This window comes from Micromonospora pattaloongensis (genome assembly GCF_900107255.1).
GTDB lineage: Bacteria > Actinomycetota > Actinomycetes > Mycobacteriales > Micromonosporaceae > Micromonospora_I > Micromonospora_I pattaloongensis.
This window is the reverse complement of the sequence record NZ_FNPH01000001.1, coordinates 362,734-379,857: the sequence shown is the minus strand read 5'-3', so window position 1 is coordinate 379,857 and position 17,124 is coordinate 362,734. Positions and strand designations below refer to the sequence as shown.

16 protein-coding genes are annotated in these 17,124 nt (G+C 72.6%); 8 read left to right on the top strand and 8 right to left on the bottom strand.

The window, feature by feature from the left end:
• Window positions 1-27 precede the first annotated feature (27 nt).
• The 3 genes from BLW47_RS01870 to BLW47_RS01860 are packed head-to-tail and all read left to right on the top strand — an operon-like array spanning window position 28 to window position 2,378.
• Window positions 28-657 (top strand): MBL fold metallo-hydrolase, encoded by a 630-nt coding sequence (locus BLW47_RS01870; protein ID WP_091550579.1) that lies wholly within the window; start codon window positions 28-30, stop codon window positions 655-657.
• Window positions 658-669: 12 nt separating this feature from the next.
• Entirely contained in the window at window positions 670-1,617 is a 948-nt protein-coding gene (locus tag BLW47_RS01865) for a coiled-coil domain-containing protein (protein WP_091550576.1), read from the top strand.
• The gene (locus BLW47_RS01860) at window positions 1,614-2,378 is read left to right on the top strand and encodes an SCO6745 family protein (protein WP_091550574.1); all 765 of its coding nucleotides are present in this window, start codon (window positions 1,614-1,616) and stop codon (window positions 2,376-2,378) included. Before BLW47_RS01865 ends, BLW47_RS01860 begins: the two co-directional genes overlap by 4 nt.
• A gap of 69 nt (window positions 2,379-2,447) precedes the next feature.
• Here BLW47_RS01860 and BLW47_RS01855 read toward each other — a convergent pair whose 3' ends face one another.
• Window positions 2,448-2,903 carry a gamma-glutamylcyclotransferase gene (locus BLW47_RS01855; protein WP_091550571.1) on the bottom strand — a complete coding sequence of 152 codons (456 nt, stop codon included), beginning with the start codon at window positions 2,901-2,903 and terminating at the stop codon, window positions 2,448-2,450.
• Window positions 2,904-3,036: 133 nt separating this feature from the next.
• Here BLW47_RS01855 and BLW47_RS01850 point away from each other — a divergent pair, with 133 nt between their 5' ends.
• Complete coding sequence (locus BLW47_RS01850) at window positions 3,037-4,440, top strand: NAD(P)H-quinone dehydrogenase (RefSeq protein ID WP_091550568.1); 1,404 nt, start codon at window positions 3,037-3,039, stop codon at window positions 4,438-4,440.
• Window positions 4,441-4,704: 264 nt separating this feature from the next.
• On the opposite strand, the gene BLW47_RS01845 is transcribed toward BLW47_RS01850, so the two are convergent.
• From BLW47_RS01845 to BLW47_RS01830, 4 genes are all read right to left on the bottom strand, one after another.
• Window positions 4,705-5,532, bottom strand: a complete 828-nt coding sequence (locus BLW47_RS01845; RefSeq protein WP_091550565.1) for an ABC transporter permease — start codon at window positions 5,530-5,532, stop codon at window positions 4,705-4,707.
• On the bottom strand, window positions 5,529-6,521 hold the full coding sequence (locus tag BLW47_RS01840) for an ABC transporter ATP-binding protein (RefSeq protein WP_091550563.1): 993 nt from the start codon (window positions 6,519-6,521) through the stop codon (window positions 5,529-5,531). Before BLW47_RS01840 ends, BLW47_RS01845 begins: the two co-directional genes overlap by 4 nt.
• Before the next feature lie 105 nt (window positions 6,522-6,626).
• Window positions 6,627-8,066, bottom strand: a complete 1,440-nt coding sequence (locus BLW47_RS01835; RefSeq protein ID WP_091550561.1) for a GuaB1 family IMP dehydrogenase-related protein — start codon at window positions 8,064-8,066, stop codon at window positions 6,627-6,629.
• Window positions 8,067-8,188: 122 nt separating this feature from the next.
• Entirely contained in the window at window positions 8,189-9,946 is a 1,758-nt protein-coding gene (locus BLW47_RS01830; protein WP_091552362.1) for an acetyl/propionyl/methylcrotonyl-CoA carboxylase subunit alpha, read from the bottom strand.
• 206 nt (window positions 9,947-10,152) lie between these two features.
• On the opposite strand from BLW47_RS01830, the gene BLW47_RS01825 reads away from it, so the two are divergent.
• From BLW47_RS01825 to BLW47_RS01815, 3 genes are all read left to right on the top strand, one after another.
• Window positions 10,153-10,764: a PadR family transcriptional regulator gene (locus BLW47_RS01825; RefSeq protein WP_091550558.1), complete on the top strand. Its 612-nt coding sequence runs from the start codon at window positions 10,153-10,155 to the stop codon at window positions 10,762-10,764.
• A gap of 129 nt (window positions 10,765-10,893) precedes the next feature.
• A complete protein-coding gene (locus BLW47_RS01820) occupies window positions 10,894-11,853 on the top strand; it encodes an ATP-binding cassette domain-containing protein (RefSeq protein WP_091552359.1) in 960 nt (319 codons plus the stop codon).
• Between the two features lie 15 nt (window positions 11,854-11,868).
• The gene (locus tag BLW47_RS01815) at window positions 11,869-12,633 is read left to right on the top strand and encodes an ABC transporter permease (protein WP_091550555.1); all 765 of its coding nucleotides are present in this window, start codon (window positions 11,869-11,871) and stop codon (window positions 12,631-12,633) included.
• Between the two features lie 8 nt (window positions 12,634-12,641).
• On the opposite strand, the gene mctP is transcribed toward BLW47_RS01815, so the two are convergent.
• Together mctP and BLW47_RS25860 are read right to left on the bottom strand one after the other, a co-directional pair.
• Window positions 12,642-14,312 carry a monocarboxylate uptake permease MctP gene (mctP, locus tag BLW47_RS01810; RefSeq protein ID WP_091550551.1) on the bottom strand — a complete coding sequence of 557 codons (1,671 nt, stop codon included), beginning with the start codon at window positions 14,310-14,312 and terminating at the stop codon, window positions 12,642-12,644.
• 3 nt (window positions 14,313-14,315) lie between these two features.
• Window positions 14,316-14,786, bottom strand: coding sequence for a DUF3311 domain-containing protein (locus BLW47_RS25860; RefSeq protein ID WP_091550549.1), 471 nt, complete (start codon window positions 14,784-14,786; stop codon window positions 14,316-14,318).
• Between the two features lie 358 nt (window positions 14,787-15,144).
• Here BLW47_RS25860 and BLW47_RS01800 point away from each other — a divergent pair, with 358 nt between their 5' ends.
• Entirely contained in the window at window positions 15,145-16,332 is a 1,188-nt protein-coding gene (locus tag BLW47_RS01800; RefSeq protein WP_091550547.1) for an MFS transporter, read from the top strand.
• A 133-nt stretch (window positions 16,333-16,465) separates the two neighbouring features.
• Here BLW47_RS01800 and BLW47_RS01795 read toward each other — a convergent pair whose 3' ends face one another.
• Window positions 16,466-17,119, bottom strand: a complete 654-nt coding sequence (locus tag BLW47_RS01795; RefSeq protein WP_091550544.1) for an O-methyltransferase — start codon at window positions 17,117-17,119, stop codon at window positions 16,466-16,468.
• Window positions 17,120-17,124: the final 5 nt, after the last annotated feature.

The window sequence follows — 17,124 nt, the reverse complement described above, 5'->3', positions numbered from 1 at the left end:
GAACGCTGCCGGACCGAGGGGGTCACGATGCGGCTCACCAAGTACGGCCACTCCTGCGTCCGCGCCGAATCGGACGGCGGGGTGCTCGTCATCGACCCGGGCGTCTACACCGAGGCGGCCGCCCTGGACGGGGTCGACGCCGTCCTGATCACCCACGAGCACGCCGACCACCTGGACGTGGACGCGCTCGCCGAGGCCCTGGGCAAGCGGCTGACCGTGACCGTCCACACGCACCCGTCGGTGGCCGCCAAGCTCGACGCGCTCGCCGGCGTGGTCACCTCCGTCGAATCTGGACAGACCTTCGAGGCGGCCGGCATGACGGTGCGCGCGTACGGCGGCTGGCACGCCGAGATCCACCCGGACGTGCCGCGCGTGCCGAACCTCGGGTTCCTGGTCAACGACAGCCTCTACCACCCCGGCGACTCCTTCGATCTGCCGACCGACGCGCAGGTCGACACGCTCTTCGTCCCGGTCTCCGCGCCGTGGCTCAAGCTCGCCGAGTCCGTGGAGTTCGTCCGGGCCGTCGCGCCCCGGCGGGCGTACGCGCTGCACGACGCCGTGCTCAGCGACGCCGGCCACACGATCACGGACGGCATGATGGCGAAGCTCGCCGGCTGCGACTACGCCCGCCTCGTTCCCGGCACCACCATCGACTGACGCCGGGACACGATGGCAGACATCCCGCGGGACGTCGTCGAGCGGCTCTACGCCGCGCCGCCGGGCGGATTCGTCGCGGCCCGGGACGAGGCGGTGGCCGCCGCCCGGAAGGACGGCGACGCCCGGAGGGCGCGGGAGATCGCGAAGCTGCGCAAGCCGACCGTCTCGGCCTGGCTGGTCAACCTGCTCGCGCTGCGCCGCCCCGAACTCGTGGCCGAGCTGGTCGAACTTTCCGCGGCACTGCGGGCGGCGCAGCGCGAGCTGCGCGGCGAGCAGCTGCGGGAGCTCTCCGCGCAGCGGCGCGCCGCCGTGACCGGGCTGGTCAACGAGGCACGGACCCTCGCCCGCGAGGCCGGCCCCCGCATCGCCGGGGCGAAGCTCCCGCTCGCGGAGGTCGAGGCGACGTTGACGGCGGCGCTCTCCGACGAGGAGATCGCCGCGCAGGTGCAGTCCGGTCGGCTGGTGCGCGCGGTGACGTACGCCGGGTTCGGTGAGGTGCCGCGGCCACGCCTGCGGTTGGTGACCGGCGGCCGCGAGGAGCAGGCCCCCGGGCCGCCGCCGACGACACCGGCCGAGCGGGAGCGTGCCGCGAAGGCCGAACGGGACGCCAAGGCCGCCGAGGCGGCGCGCGCGGCGCAGCGGCGGGCGCTCGACAGGGAGCTGGCGGCCGCGCGTACCGAGGCCAAGCGGGCCGAGACGGAGCTGGAGCGCGCCGCGGCGGCCGAACAGGACGGCGCCGCCGCGCTGGCCGAGCTCGACGAGCAGCTCGCCGAGCTACGGCGCCGGCGGTCGGCCGCCGAGGAGGAGCTCGGCCGGCGGAAGCTCGCCCGCAAGACGGCCGAGCGGGACGCCGCGGCGGCGCGCCGTCGCGCCGGCGAGGTGCAGGCGGCGCTGGAATCGCTCGACGCCGATGGCGGCGCTGTGCGAAATCGCGGCCGGAAGGCAGAATCACAGGGATGACGCCAGAGCAGGGCGCCAGCGCCGCCAAGCCCGGGCTGCTGGAGCTGGGCGGCGCGTTCAGCGAGGCCCCGCAGACGCTGCGCCGCGCGCGCCGGATGGGGCTCTCCGGCTGGGCGTTCTACGTGGCGGGTCGGGGCGGGGCGCTCGGCGACGTGCCCGCGGAGACCGTGGCGGCCGCGCTCGGCTTCATCGCGCCGGAGGCGGTCGCCGACGGCTGGGACGCGGCCCGACAGGTCACCCCGCCCATCGAGGTCGCCACCACCACCCTCGACGAGTGCTGCCGCTGGGGCGCCGAACACCTCGACGGATTTCCCCGCGTCGCCCGGCTGGTCGAGCTGCTGCGCCGGGTCGTCCGGGCCGCCGACCCGGCCGGGATGCCGCTGTTCGCGGCGTGGCGGGCGCTGGGGGAGCCGGACGACGCGCCCGGCGCGCAGGCGGCGGCGTTGCTGCACCAGCTCCGCGAGTACCGCGGGGCCGCGCACCTGCTGGCCGTCCGGGCCAGCGGCCTCACCCCGCTGGAGGCGATCCTGGCCGGGCCCGAGGGCGAGGCCGGCGCCGTCGCCTTCGGCTGGCAGCCGCCCTATCCGCCGGCCGGGCCGCTGATCCGGCGGCGGCTCTGGGCCGAAGCGGTCACCGACCGGATCACCGGGAGCGCATTCGCTGCGCTGGAGCCCACCGAGCGCGCCGAGCTGGTCGGGCTGCTGAACTGCGCGGTGGCGGGCCTGCGGTCGGCACCGACCCCGGCGTGCGCGCGCACCTGACCGGCGGCGTCCGCAGGCGTAATTGAGCGGCGGCGCGGCACCGCCCAGTCGCGGGGTAGCCGCGCCGCGCTACGGCGCGGACGTGCGGGTGGGACGCGCGCGCAGCCGCGCGACGTAGTCGTCCGGCGCGCCCGCCTTCTCCGCCGCGTTGGCGATCTCCGAGAGGTACCACGCCGTCGGCAGGCCCCCCTCGTAGCCGGTGAAGACGTAGACCCACGCCGTCACCTCGCCGTCCAGGGTGGCGACCCGCAGGTGCAGCTTCTGGTACGTGCCGGCCGTCACCCCCTCGACCTCGTCGAGCTGGGCGGCGTCCCACGGGTGCACGTCGTAGAGCGCCACGAAGACGCGATCGCCGGGGGACTCGACGATCGTGGTGACCGAGCCCTCCCAACCGAGCGCCTCCTCCCCGGCGAACGTGAGCCGCCAGCCTTCCAGCCAGCCGGTGCCCACCATCGGCGAATGCGGACAGTAGGCACGCATCCGGGCGGGATCGAGATTTGAGCCGTACGCGGCGTAATGACGCACGGCGATGACGATAGCCCGGCCGGCCGGTAGTGGAGAATACGACGGTGCGTGTCGCGCAACGGAGCCTTCGCACGCCGCCGCTCCGCCGCCCGTCCGCACGAGCCGAAACGCCCAGGTGGGGGAGAAATTCGCAGTGAGCCGTATCGTGATCATCGGTGGTGGACCGGCCGGGTATGAGGCCGCGCTCGTCGCCGCCCAGCTGGACGCCGACGTCACCGTCGTCGAGGCCGAGGGCGCCGGGGGCGCCTGCGTGCTCTCCGACTGTGTGCCGTCGAAGACCTTCATCGCCAGCTCCGACGTCGTCACCGGCTACCGGGACACCGAGGAGTTCGGGGTGCACTCGGGCGGCCTGGAGGCGGTCACCGTGGACGCGCCGGCCGTGCACGGCCGGGTCAAGCGGCTGGCGTTGGCCCAGTCCAGCGACATTCACGCAAAGTTGGTCAAGGCCGGCGTCAACTACGTGCACGGCACGGCGCGGCTGGGGGACGACACGCTCGGTCACACCCACCGGGTGATCGTCACCCCGTCCCACGGTGACGCCGAGTACGCGGTGGACGCCACCATGGTGCTGCTCGCCACCGGTGCGACGCCCCGGGTGCTGCCGAGCGCGGTGCCGGACGGCGAGCGGATCCTGACCTGGCGGCAGGTCTACGACCTGGCCGAGCTGCCCGAGCACCTGATCGTCATCGGCTCCGGCGTGACCGGCGCGGAGTTCGCCAGCGCGTACCTGGCGATGGGGGTCGCGGTGACGCTGGTCTCCAGCCGTGACCGCGTCATGCCGCACGAGGACGCAGACGCGGCCATGGCGATCGAGCAGGTCTTCCGGGCCCGCGGCATGACCATCCTCAACAACTCCCGGGCCAACGCGGTCCGGCGCACGGGCGACGGCGTCGAGGTCGAGCTCGCCGGCGGGCGTACGGTGACCGGCTCGCACGCGTTGATGGCGGTCGGCGCGGTGCCGAACACCGCGAACCTGGGGCTCACCGAGTACGGCGTCGGGGTCGCGCCCGGCGGGTACATCACCGTCGACCGGGTCTCCCGCACCAACGTGCCGGGCATCTACGCCGCCGGTGACTGCACCGGGGTGCTGCCGCTGGCCAGCGTGGCGGCGATGCAGGGCCGGATCGCCGTGTGGCACGCGCTCGGCGAGGCGGTCGCGCCGCTGCGGCTGAGTACCGTCGCCGCGAACGTCTTCACCGACCCCGAGCTGGCCACCGTCGGCGTCTCGCAGAACGAGGTCGACGCCCAGCCGACGCTCGCCCGGCAGGTCATGCTCCCGCTGGCCGGCAACGCCCGCGCCAAGATGGCGGGACTGGAGGACGGCTTCGTCAAGCTCTTCTGCCGTCCGCTGAGCGGCCAGGTGATCGGCGGCGTCGTCGTGGCGCCGAACGCCAGCGAGCTGATCCTGCCGATCACCATGGCGGTCGAGAACCACCTCACGGTGGACCAACTCGCCCACACGATCACGATCTACCCGTCGCTCTCCGGGTCGATCACCGAGGCGGCGCGCCAGCTGATGCTCCACGATCAGGACTGACCTCGACCGTCGCCCCCCGGTTGGGCGACAACACACCGCCAATGCCGCCGTTTCCGCTCAAACCAGCGTACGGTTGACGCGGCGCGCCCCCGGGCCGGCCTTCGTGCCATCCGGGCGCGGCACGCCAGCGGGCCGTCGGCAGGTCCCGTGCCGACGGCCCGCACCCTTCATGATCCCCGTGATCAGGGACCAGTTCCCGCGTGTCGCCGGCGTGCCGTACGCGCGCACCCCTGATCACGCGGATCATGCGCGGCGCGCGAGGCGTCAGCTGAGGGCGCGGCGGCGGAAGCCGAGGATCGCGGTGAGCGTGAAGATCGCGGCGAAACCGGCGAGCGCGGCGACCGAGATCCACGGCCGTACGTGCGGGATGTGCGGCACCAGCGCGGCCCGCACCCCCTCCGAGCAGTACGTCAACGGGTTCATCGCGCTGACCACCTGGAACCACCGCAGGTCGTGCAGCTGGGTCAGCGGGTACTGCGTGGCCCCCGTGAACATCAGCGGAGTGAAGATCAACCCGAACATGATGCTGATCTTCGCGGGTGGCACGGCGGTGCCGACCGTCATGCCGATGCCGGCCCCGACCCACGCGCCGAGCACCAGCACGGCGACCAGCAGCGGGAAGCCGGCGCCCCGCCACGGCGCGGCGCCGAGCACCAGCGCGCCGATCGGGAACATGACGACGGCGGCGAGCAGCCCGCGCAGGGTCGCTATCAGCATCTTCTCCACCGCCACCAGGTCGGTCGCGATCGGCGCGAGCAGCCGGTCCTCGATCTCCTTGGTCCAGCCGAACTCCATCACCAGCGGAAACGCCACGCTCTGCAGCGCGGTCAGGAACGCGGCGAGCGCGACGATGCCGGGCAGCAGCAAATCGCCGAAGTCCGCGCTGACATAGTTCAGGCTGCCGAGCACCTTGGCGAAGATGAACAGCGTGAACACCGGCGTCAGCGCCACCTGCACGAGCAGGACCCAGAACTCCTTGCCGGTGACGAAGATGTCGCGCCACAGGATCGCCAGAAACGCGCGCCGGGCGGAGGCCCGCAGCGGCGGCCCGGCGACCGCCGCCGTGGTGGTCGCATCGGTCACGGTGGTCATCGCAGCGCCCTTCCGGTCAGATCGATGAACACGTCCTCCAGGCTCGGCTCGCCGAAGTGCACGTCGGTGAGGCTGGCCGAGCGCCCGGCCAGCACGCCGGCGACCGGGGCGAGCAGGGCCGCCGGCTCGCCGGTGACGTAGAGCCGGAGCAGGGTCGCACCGTCGGCCGGCCCGGCCCCGCCGGCTGCCGCGGACACCTGCTCGCCGCGTTCGACCCCCGGAAGCTCGGTCAGCGCGGCGAGCAGCTTCTCCGTGTCGTCCCCGGCGCCGGCGACGACGGTGAGGTCGAGGACGGTCTGCCCGGTGAGCCGGCGGACGAGCGCGGGCGGCGTGTCCAGCGCCAGCAGCCGCCCGTGGTCGACGATCCCCACCCGGTCGGCCAACTGGGCCGCCTCGTCCATGTCGTGCGTGGTCAGCATGATCGTGACGCCGCGGCCGCGCAGCTCGCGCAGGCGTTCCCAGACGAAGAGCCGGGCCTGCGGGTCGAGCCCGGTGGTCGGCTCGTCGAGGAAGAGCACCTGCGGCTCGTGCATCAGCGAGCGCGCGATCATCAGCCGCTGCGCCATCCCGCCGGAGTAGAAGTCCACCTTGGTGTCCGCCTGCCCGATCAGCCCGAACTCGTCGAGCAGCGTCGCCGCCCGGGCGTTGCGCTCCGCGCGGGAGTAACCGTGGTACGCGGCGTGGAAGGTCAGGTTCTGGCGCGGCGTGAGCGACCGGTCGAGGTTGCTGCGCTGCGGTACGACGGCGAAGCGCGCCCGCGCGCGTACCGGATCGCGCAGCACGTCGACGCCGCCGACGTACGCCCCTCCGCTGGTGGCCCGCACCATCGTGGTCAGGATCCCCACCGTGGTGGTCTTGCCGGCGCCGTTCGGGCCGAGCAGCCCGAAGACCTCCCCGGTCTCGACGGCGAAGCTCAGCCCGTCGACCGCGTTGACGTCGCGCTTCGGATACCGCTTGACCAGCTCATGAACCTCGACCGCCGGTCCCATCGACGTCTCCCCCCGGGCATTCGACCTCGATCGATCGTCACGTTACTCTCCCGCGTCGATCAAGGGGGGCGCCGCCCGCTTCTCGACCAACACGCCGCGGGCGGGTCACCAGCTGGTCGGCAGTGGCATCCCCTCGGCGTAGCCGGCGGAGCTCTGCACCCCGACGACCGCGCGTTCGTGGAACTCCGACAGCGTCGCCGCGCCCGCGTACGTGCAGGCGCTGCGCACCCCGGCGATGATCTCGTCGATCAGGTCCTCCACGCCCGGGCGCGCCGGGTCGAGGTACATCCGCGCCGACGAGATCCCCTCCTCGAAGACCGCCTTGCGGGCCCGATCGAAGGCGCTGTCCTCGGCGGTGCGCGCGCTGACCGCCCGCGCCGACGCCATCCCGAAGCTCTCCTTGTAGCGTCGCCCGTCGGCGTCCGTGTAGAGATCGCCCGGCGACTCGTACGTCCCGGCGAACCAGGAGCCGATCATCACGTTCGACGCCCCGGCGGCGAGCGCCAACGCCACGTCCCGGGGATGCCGCACCCCGCCGTCCGCCCAGACGTGGGCGCCGAGGCGCCGCGCGGCGGCCGCGCAGTCGAGCACCGCGGAGAACTGCGGTCGACCGACGCCGGTCATCATCCGCGTCGTGCACATCGCGCCCGGTCCGACCCCGACCTTCACGATGTCGGCGCCGGCCTCCACGAGATCCCGTACCCCCTCGGCGGTGACCACGTTGCCGGCCGCCACCGGAACCGCCGGTCCCAGTGCGCGCACCGCGCGCAGCGCCGAGATCATCCGTTCCTGGTGGCCGTGGGCGGTGTCCACGACCAGCGTGTCCACGCCGGCGTCCAGCAGCGCGGCGGCCTTGCCGGCCACGTCGCCGTTGATGCCGATCGCGGCCGCGATCCGCAGCCGTCCGCGGTCGTCCGTGGCGGGCCGGTAGAGCGTGGCCCGCAGCGCGCCCTGCCGGGTGAGCACCCCGACCAGCCGGCCGTCCGCGTCGACCACCGGCGCGAGCCGGTGCCGCCCCTCGGCGAGCCGCTCGAAACCGCTGCGCGGGTCGGCGTCGGCCGGCACGGTGAGCAGTTCGCTGGACATCACGTGCCGCAGTTGGGCGAAGCGGTCGACGCCGACGCAGTCCGCCTCGGTCACCACGCCGAGCGGGCGGCCGGCGTCGTCGACGACCACGACCGCGCCGTGCGCGCGCTTGGGCAGCAGGTTGATCGCCTCGCCGACGGTGTCGGTCGGGCCCAGGGTGATCGGGGTGTCGTGCACGAGGTGACGTCGCTTCACCCAGGCGACGACGTCGGCGACGACCTCGAACGGGATGTCCTGAGGGATGACGGCGATCGCGCCGCGCCGCGCGACCGTCTCGGCCATCCGGCGGCCGGCGACCGCGGTCATGTTCGACACGACCAGCGGGATCGTCGTGCCGGTCCCGTCGGAGGTGGCGAGCTCCACGTCGAGCCGGGAGCCCAGCTCGGAGCGGGCCGGGGCCATGAAGACGTCGCTGTAGGTCAGGTCGTGCGCGGGTGCCGCGCCGGAAAGAAAACGCACCGGGCCATCATGCCGCCGCGGCGGGAAGGGCCCGCGTCAGGTGCCCGCTGATCACCGGTGATCAGGGGGTACGGCACGCGGCGCGCCGACGACACGCGGGAGCTGTCCCCTGATCACCGCGATCAGGCGATGGTGCAGATGGCGGCGCCGGCGGTGACGACGGCGCCCACCTCGGCCGAGAGGGCGGTGACCACGCCGGCCTTGTGCGCGTTGAGGGGCTGCTCCATCTTCATCGCCTCCAGGACGACCACGAGGTCGCCCTCCTGGACCTGGTCACCCTCGGCGACGGCGATCTTGACGATGGTGCCCTGCATGGGGGAGGTGAGCGCGTCGCTGCTGGCGGCGCCGCCCGCCTTGGACGCGGAGCCGCGGCGGGCCGGCTTGCGGGCGCCGGTGCCGGCCGCGGCGGTCGCCGTACCCGCGCCGAAGCCGGCGGGGAGGCTCACCTCCAGGCGCTTGCCGCCCACCTCGACCACGACGGTCTCGCGCTCCTGCGCGGTCTCCGTGCTGCCGGCGGCGGCGGTGAACGGCGGGACCGTGTTGTCGAACTCGGTCTCGATCCACCGGGTGTGCACGCTGAACGGCTCGGTGGTGAACGCCGGGTCGCGCACGATCAGCCGGTGGAAGGGCAGCGCGGTGGCCATCCCGTCCACGATCATCTCGTCCAGCGCCCGCCGTGCCCGTTCGATCGCCTCAGCCCGCGTCTCGCCGGTGATGATCACCTTGGCGAGCAGCGAGTCGAAGTTGCCGCCGATGACGTCGCCGGCCGAGATGCCGGTGTCGACCCGGACGCCCGGTCCGGTGGGCAGCCGCAGCGCCGTGACGGTGCCGGGGGCGGGAAGGAAGTTGCGCCCCGGGTCCTCGCCGTTGATCCGGAACTCGATGGAGTGGCCGCGTGGCGTCGGGTCGGCGGAGAAGCGCAGCTTGTCGCCCGCGGCGATCCGGAACTGCTCGCGGACCAGGTCGATGCCGGCCGTCTCCTCGGTCACCGGGTGCTCGACCTGCAGCCGCGTGTTGACCTCCAGGAACGAGATCGTCCCGTCCCGACCCACCAGGTACTCCACGGTGCCCGCGCCGTGGTAGCCGGCCTCCCGGCAGATCGCCTTCGCGGACTCGTGGATCTCCGCCCGCTGCTCCGGCGTGAGGAACGGGGCCGGCGCCTCCTCGACGAGCTTCTGGTGCCGACGCTGCAGCGAGCAGTCGCGGGTGCCGACCACGATCACGTTGCCGTGGTGGTCGGCGAGGACCTGCGCCTCGACGTGCCGCGGCTGGTCCAGGTACCGCTCGACGAAGCACTCGCCGCGTCCGAACGCCGCCACCGCCTCGCGGGTCGCCGACTCGAACAGCTCCGGGATCTCGTCCAGGGTGCGTGCGACCTTGAGGCCGCGCCCGCCGCCGCCGAAGGCCGCCTTGATCGCGACGGGCAGGCCGTGCGCCTCCGCGAACGCGATCACCTCGTCCGGGCCGGCGACCGGGTCCGGCGTGCCGGGCACCAGCGGGGCGCCGGCGCGCTGCGCGATGTGCCGGGCGGTGACCTTGTCGCCCAGGTCCCGGATCGCCTGCGGGGTCGGGCCGACCCAGGTCAGCCCGGCGTCGATCACGGCGGCCGCGAAGTCGGCGTTCTCGGAGAGGAAGCCGTAGCCGGGGTGCACCGCGTCCGCCCCGGACCTGGCGGCGACGTCGAGCAGCTTGTCGATCCGCAGGTACGTCTCGGCCGCGGTCTCGCCGCCCAGCGCGTACGCCTCGTCGGCCAGCGTCGCGTGCAGCGCGTCGCGGTCGGAGTCGGCGTAGACGGCCACGCTCGCCAGGCCGGCGTCCCGGCAGGCCCGGATGACGCGTACGGCGATCTCGCCCCGGTTGGCGATGAGAACCTTGCGCACGGCCATGTTCTCCTTTTGCTCGCGAGTGGTCCTGCTCCCGCAGCCTTTGGCTTTGCTCGGTGTACCTCACGGGGAGTCTATCGGCCGACTTGATCGCCTTAACCGGCGCTAAGTGTGGGATGTTCCACTGCCGGCGTGCCGGCCGCGGAATCTGCCGGTTGTTAGTCAATTTTGCCTATTACGCTTGGCTCGTGTCAGCCACTCGGATGATGATTCTCGGTCTGGTGCGGTGGATGCAGCCGGTGCACGGCTACGACGTGCGCCGCGAGCTGCTGAGCTGGAGCGCCGACAAGTGGGCGAACGTCGCGCCCGGCTCGATCTACCACGCGCTGCGCAAGCTGACCGAGGAGGGGCTGCTGCGCGAGGTCGCCACGGAGCAGGTGGGGGCGCGTCCGGCCCGGACGACGTACGAGATCACTCCAAAGGGGAGCGAGGAGTTCGAGACGCTGCTGCGCGAGCAGTGGTGGGAGTACCGGCCGCCGCCGGATCCGTTCTTCGCCGCCTTCTCCTTCCTGCCGGCGATGCCCCGCGAGGAGGCGGCGGCCGCGCTGCGCAACCGCGCCAACATCCTGCGTGCGTCCAACGAGAGCAGCCGCGCGGCGCTGAACTCGGACTGGCTGCACCGCACCAAGCCCGTCCACGTGGCCTGGTTCTTCGATCTCGCCATCGCCCGCACCGAGGGAGAGATCGCCTGGTGTGAGCGGACCGCGGACCTCATCGAGTCCGGGGTGCCGTACCTGCCGCCGGAGTTCGACGCGAACCAGGGCTGGGCGCAGTGGCAGCGTGACTCCGATCGATTCGGGGTTCGCGACGAGTAATAATCAAGGTTGACTACTTGCGTTATATCGCGTTACCGTGACGCCCGAGCGTTGGGGTGACGCCTCTTGGCGTGCACCGGGGGAATGCGGCCGGCGTCCGCGCCGGCCCCTGCCGACCAGGAGCTTTCGATGATCGAGACGAAGGGGCTGCGGAAGTCGTTCCGCTCCCGACAAGGCCGCGAGACGAAGACGGTGGATGCGGTGCGCGGCGTGGACCTGGTGGTCGAGCCGGGGGAGATCTTCGGTTTCCTCGGCCCGAACGGCGCCGGCAAGACGACGACGTTGCGGATGCTCGCCACCCTCATCGCGCCGGACGGCGGCGAGGCGACCGTCGCGGGCGCCGACCTGCGCAAGGACCCGGCCGAGGTGCGCCGGCGGATCGGCTACGTCGCCCAGGGCGGCAGCACGTGGGACGAGGTCACCGCCCGCGAGGAGCTGGTGCTGCACGCCCGGATGTACGGCATCGGCAAGGCCGAGGCGCACGCGCGCGCCGCCCGGGCGCTCGCGGCGTTCCAGCTGACCGAGTACGCCGACCGCAAGTGCAAGACGTACTCCGGTGGCCAGCGCCGCCGGGTCGACATCGCGCTCGGCATCATCCACGAGCCGAAGATCGTCTTCCTGGACGAGCCGACGACGGGGCTGGACCCGCAGAGCCGCGCCCACATGTGGGACGAGATCCGCCGGTTGCGGGCCGAGGGGATGACGGTCTTCATCACCACGCACTACCTCGACGAGGCCGACGCGCTCTGCGACCGAATCTCGATCATGGATCACGGCCGGATCGTCGCGGAGGGCACGCCGGCCGAGCTCAAGCGCGAGATCTCCGGCGACGTCGTCACCGTGGGCCTGTCCCGCGCCGCCACGCCCACCGCCGCGCAGCTGCTCGACACCCAGCCGTACGTCGCGAAGCTGGAGACGCTCGACGAGGGCGGCCTGCGGCTCTTCGTCGACGAGGGCGCCACCGCGATCCCGCAGATCCTCCGCACGCTCGACGGCTCCTCGATCGACCTGACCTCGATCGAGCTGCACCGGCCGAGCCTCGACGACGTCTTCCTCACCAAGACCGGCCGCTCGCTGCGCGAGTCCTGAAAGGAACCACTCGAGATGAAACTCGCCCGTGACACCTGGCTGATCTTCCAGCGGCAGACCCTGCTGCTGCTCCGGAACCCCGTCTGGATCTTCGTCGGCGTCTTCCAGCCGGTGATGTACCTGCTGCTCTTCGCCCCGCTGCTCAAGCCCGCGCTCGCGCCGATGGGCGCTACCAGCGACGCCGAGGTCTACCGCGTCTTCGTGCCCGGCCTGCTGGTCCTGATCGCCATCTTCGGCGGTCTGTTCCAGGGCTTCGGCCTGATCGCCGAGCTTCGGGCCGGGGTCATCGAGCGGTCCCGGGTCACCCCGGTCAGCCGGCTCGCCCTGCTGCTCGGACGCTCGATGCGGGACGTCGTCTCGCTGCTCGTCCAAGCGGTGATCATCACGGTGCTGGCGCTGCCGTTCGGGCTCCGGGTGCACGTCGCCGACCTGCTGCTCGCGTACCTGCTGCTCGCCCTGATCGCCCTGATGACCTCGGCCGTCTCGTACGGCGTCGCGCTGCTGGTCAAGAGCGAGGACGCGCTGGCGCCGCTGATGAACACCGTGGCCCAGCCGGTGCTGCTGCTCTCCGGCATCCTGCTGCCGCTGGCGTTCGCGCCGGCGTGGCTGCGGCGCGTCGCCGACTGGAACCCCTTCTCGTGGGCGGTCGACGGCACCCGCGCCCTCTTCGCCGGCGACGTCGGCAACGACGCCGTCTGGCAGGGCCTACTCATCACGGTGATGCTCGCCGCCCTGGCCGTGGTCTGGGCCGCCCGCGCCTTCGCCCGCAGCGTCCGCTAGTTACGGGTTCAGCGGCGGTGGGTGGGGACGGCCGCGGGTTGGGGGAGCGTCTCCTCGGCGGGGGTGCCGTCGACGATCTCGGTCATCCGCTTGACCCGCGGGTCGCCCTCGTCGGCCACGTAGTCGCGTTCGTCGGTGATGTCCCGACCGTCCGGCACCCCGGCGCGGCGTAGCACCGGCGTGAGCGCCGCAGTGACGATCAGGTTGACCGACAGGGCGACGATCCCCACGTAGATCGAGCTCTTGGTGTCCAGCCCGAGGTTGCTGAGCGGCCACGCCGAACCGCCGAAGTGCGGGCGCAGCACGGCGCCGTCGGCGCCGTAGCGGGGGATCTGGTAGAGCATCAGGATACCGACGACCAGCCCGGTGAGCAGTCCGGACATCAGCGCGGTCCGGTGGAACCAGTTGGTGTAGAGGCCCAGCGCCACCGCCGGCAGCGTCTGCATGATCAGCACACCGCCGATGAGCTGCAGGTCGATGGCGAACTGCGTGTTCAGCGCGACGATGACCAGCACCGCCCCGAACTTGACGGCCAGCGACGCCGTCTTGCTCACCATCGTCTCCTCCCGCTCGGACGCGTGCGGTCGGATGAACTCGCGGTAGATGTTGCGGGTGAACAGGTTCGCGGCGGCGATCGACATGATGGCCGCGGGCACCATGGCGCCCACCCCGATCGCCGCGAACGCCAGCCCGGCGGTCCAGTCCGGCAGCGAGGTGTTGAACCAGTTCGGAACGACGGTGTTCGGGTCACCGCCCACCGGCTCCACGCGGTCGAAGATCGCGGCGAACCCGGTCAGCATCAGCGCGCCGAGGCACAGCGTGTAGAGCGGCATGGCGGCGAGGTTGCGGCGCAGCGTCGCGCGGTTCCGCGCCGCCAACGCGGCGGTCAGCGTGTGCGGGTAGAGGAACAGCGCCACCGCCGAGCCCAGCGCCAGCGTGACGTAGTTGAGCTGGCTGTCGAGGCCCAGCAACAGGCCGTCGGTGGTGCTCCCGCTGGACGCGTACTTCTGGCTGGCCGCCTCGAAGACGTTCTCCCAGCCACCCGACCTGCCGGCCACCGCGAGCAGCGCCGCGAGCACCGCCCACAGCACCAGGACGTCCTTGACGATCGAGATCAGCGCCGGGCCGCGCAGGCCCGAGTTGAACGTGTAGAGCGCCAGCACGAGGAATGCCGCGGTGAGCGGCCAGCCGCCGGGCAGGCCCATCACCCTGAAGACCGCCTGCACGCCGATGAGCTGCAACGCGATGTACGGCATCGTCGCCACGACGCAGGTGACCGCGACGCCGACGGCCAGCGCCCGCGAACCGAAGCGGGCGCGCACGAACTCGGCGGGCGTGACGAAGCCGTGCACGTGCGAGACCGACCAGAAGCGGCTCAGCACGACGAAGAGCATGGGGTACACGATCACCAGGAACGGCACGGGGAAGAACCCCGCGGCGCCGACCCCGTACACCAGCGTCGGCACCGCGACAAACGTGTAGGCGGTGTATACATCGCCGCTGAGCAGGAAGAACGTGACCCAGCTGCCGAACGCGCGGCCGCCGAGCCCCCACTCCTCAAGGGTGTGGATGTTGTCCGGCCGGCGCCATCGGGCGGCCGCGAAGCCCATGATGGCGACCAGCCCGAAGAAGAAGATGAAGATCCAGAGCTGCACCTGGTTGTCCGCGAGGTCGCCCATCGGTCACCGGTCCTTCGTCGCCAGGTGGACGACGCTGATCACGGCCGACGCCAGCAGCGCGAAGGACAACTGCCCCCAGTAGTAGAAGGGAATGCCGCCCAGGGTCGGCTCGATCCGGTTGTAGAGCGGCACCATCAGCGGCACGATCACCGGGACGAACAGCAGCCAGTGCCACGGGCTGGCGTCGAGGCGGCGCCGTCCCCAGGCGGGCCGGGCGCCGGGCGGCGGGGCGGGCTGGTCGCCGTAGCGGCTCGGCCGGCCGTCGTAGCCTGCGCCGATCGGCCGGTACGGGTCCGGACCGGCCCCGGGGCCGTCCGGCCGGTAACCGCCGTCCCGCGACTCCTCCGGCCGGTACGCGTCGCTCCGCGGCGGCCACTCCGGCGTCGCCTGGCGCGGCGGTCCGACGTCCCAGCCGCGGCTCCCGTAGCGCGCCGACTCCGGACCGTCCCAATGCCGCTGATCCCGATCCACCATCCGCAACCCTTCGGTGTGATCTGAGTTACAGGCACACATGCTGCCGATCGGCGCTGCGCCCAGGATCCGCTCAGCGGATGGGAACAACGTCCTGTACGTACGCCCCGGTGTGGGCCGAATCGACACGTGCTAGTGACCGAACGTACTACGAGTTCACACCACTATGGACACGCAAGATCGTCTATATCGCGTCCTCCGCCCCGCTCGTCGCGCCGGGGGCCTCGCCGAACGGACCGGGCTACCGCCGGGCGCACGACGACCCCTGTTCGGCGCAGACAACCCGAGCGCCCACGCTGCGCGCCGTTAGTTCCGTCTCAGCGGGGCGGGGTCGGGACCGAACGCTTGTAGCGTCAGGACAGTGCCCCGCCTCGTACATGACCGGCTGACCTGGTTGATCTACGCGCAGCTGGGGGTGTGGGGCTTCTTCCTCTACGGCTTCGGGCCGGTCGTGCCGCTGCTGCGCGACGAGCAGCAGACCACCGCCGCCGTGGCCAGCCTGCACAGCACCGCGCTCGCCGTCGGCGCGCTGATCGGCGGATTCAGCTTCGCCCGGCTGACCGCCCGGATCGGCCGCGCCCGTACCCTCTGGCTCGCCCTCGCCGGCGTCGCCGGCGGCGTCCTGGCCCTCTGCCTGCTCCGACCGATCGCCGCCACCCTCACGGCCGTGGTCGTGCTGTCGACGTTCGGCATCATCCTGGTCAGCAGCGTCAACGTCGCGCTCGCCGAGCACCACGGCGCCGCGTCGTCCGCCGCGATCAGCGAGGCCAACGCCGCCTGCGCGGGCATGGGCGTGCTCGCCCCGATCGTCATCGGGCTCTCCGTCGACGCCGGGACCGGGTGGCGGCCGGCGCTGGCCGTCCAGGCCGGCCTGATCGCGCTCGTCGCGCTGGCCGCGGTCGCGTTCCGGATCCGCGTGCCGCAGGGCGCGCCCGCCGTGCCCGCCGCCGCCGAGACCCGGCCCGGGCGGCTGCCCCGGTCGTACTGGATCGCCTGGGCGCTGATGGGCGTGACCGGCTCCATCGAGGTCTGCCTGTCGCTCTGGACCGCCGACGTGCTCCGCTCGCACGCCGGGATGACCCCCGGCGCGGCGTCCGCGACGGTCGCCTCGATCGTCGCCGGGATGTTCCTCGGCCGGGTCGTCGGCGGCCGGATCGCGCTCCGGGTCGCGCCGATCCCGCTGCTGCTCGGCGCGCTCGCGGTGAGCACCGTCGGGTTCGCGGTCTTCTGGGCCGCCACCGCGGGCTGGCTCGCCGTCACCGGCCTGGTGATCGTCGGGTTCGGCAACGCGATGCACTACCCGCTGGCGATCTCGATCGCGCTCGCCGTCGCCGGTGACCAGGCGGACCGCGCCGCCGGCTACTCGTCGTACTCGATGGCGGTCGGCTTCGGGATCGCGCCCGTGCTGCTCGGCGCCGTCGCCGACGGCGTGGGCCCGCACCGCGCGTTCCTGCTGCTGCCGGTCTTCATCGCCGTCGCGGCCGTGCTCGCCGCCCGTCTCGGCCGCTCCATCCGACTACGCCCCGCCCCCGCCCCCGCCCCCGCATAACCCCCTGCCCCCCCGGGGGGCGGGTTAGGCGCCGCCCCCGCCCCTCGGCGGCGATCTTGCAGTTGTGGCCCTGAGTTTGCCCGCTTTTAGCACTTTTTGCCCCGGCCAGAACTGCAAGATCGCGGCGCGGCGGTCAGCGCCGGCGCGCCAGGGTGAGGCCGTCGGCGAGCGGCAGCATCACCACGTCGACCCGGTCGTCGTTGACGACCGCCTCGTTGAACGCCGCGATCGCGCGATCGCCCTCGTCCTGCGGCGCCAGCACCCGCCCACCGCGCAGCACGTTGTCCACCGCGATCAGCCCACCGGGACGCATCCGCGGCACCAGTTCCGCCCAGTAGACCGGGTAGCCCGTCTTGTCCGCGTCGATGAAGGCGAGATCGAGGTGCGGGTCCGCCGGCAGGGCACGCAGCCCGTCCGCGGCCGGCCCGATCCGCAGCTCGATGCGCTCCGCCACCCCGGCCCGCGCCCAGTAGCGGCGCGCCATCGCCGTGAAGTCCTCCGAGATGTCGAAGCAGGTCAACCGCCCGCCGGGAACGAGACCACGGGCGATCGCCAGCGCCGACAGTCCGGTGAAGGTGCCGACCTCGACCGCCTGCCGCGCGCCCACCATCTGCGCCAGCAGGGTGAGGAAGGCCGCCTGGTCGAGCGCCACCTGCATCTCCGCGAACTCCGGCAGGACGGTGTACGTCTCCGCCGCCAAATCCCGCATCACGTCGTCCGGGGGCGTCCCGTGCGCCACGACGTACGCCTGAAGCTCCTCGGTGATGCGAATCGACCTCGTCGTCATGCCGC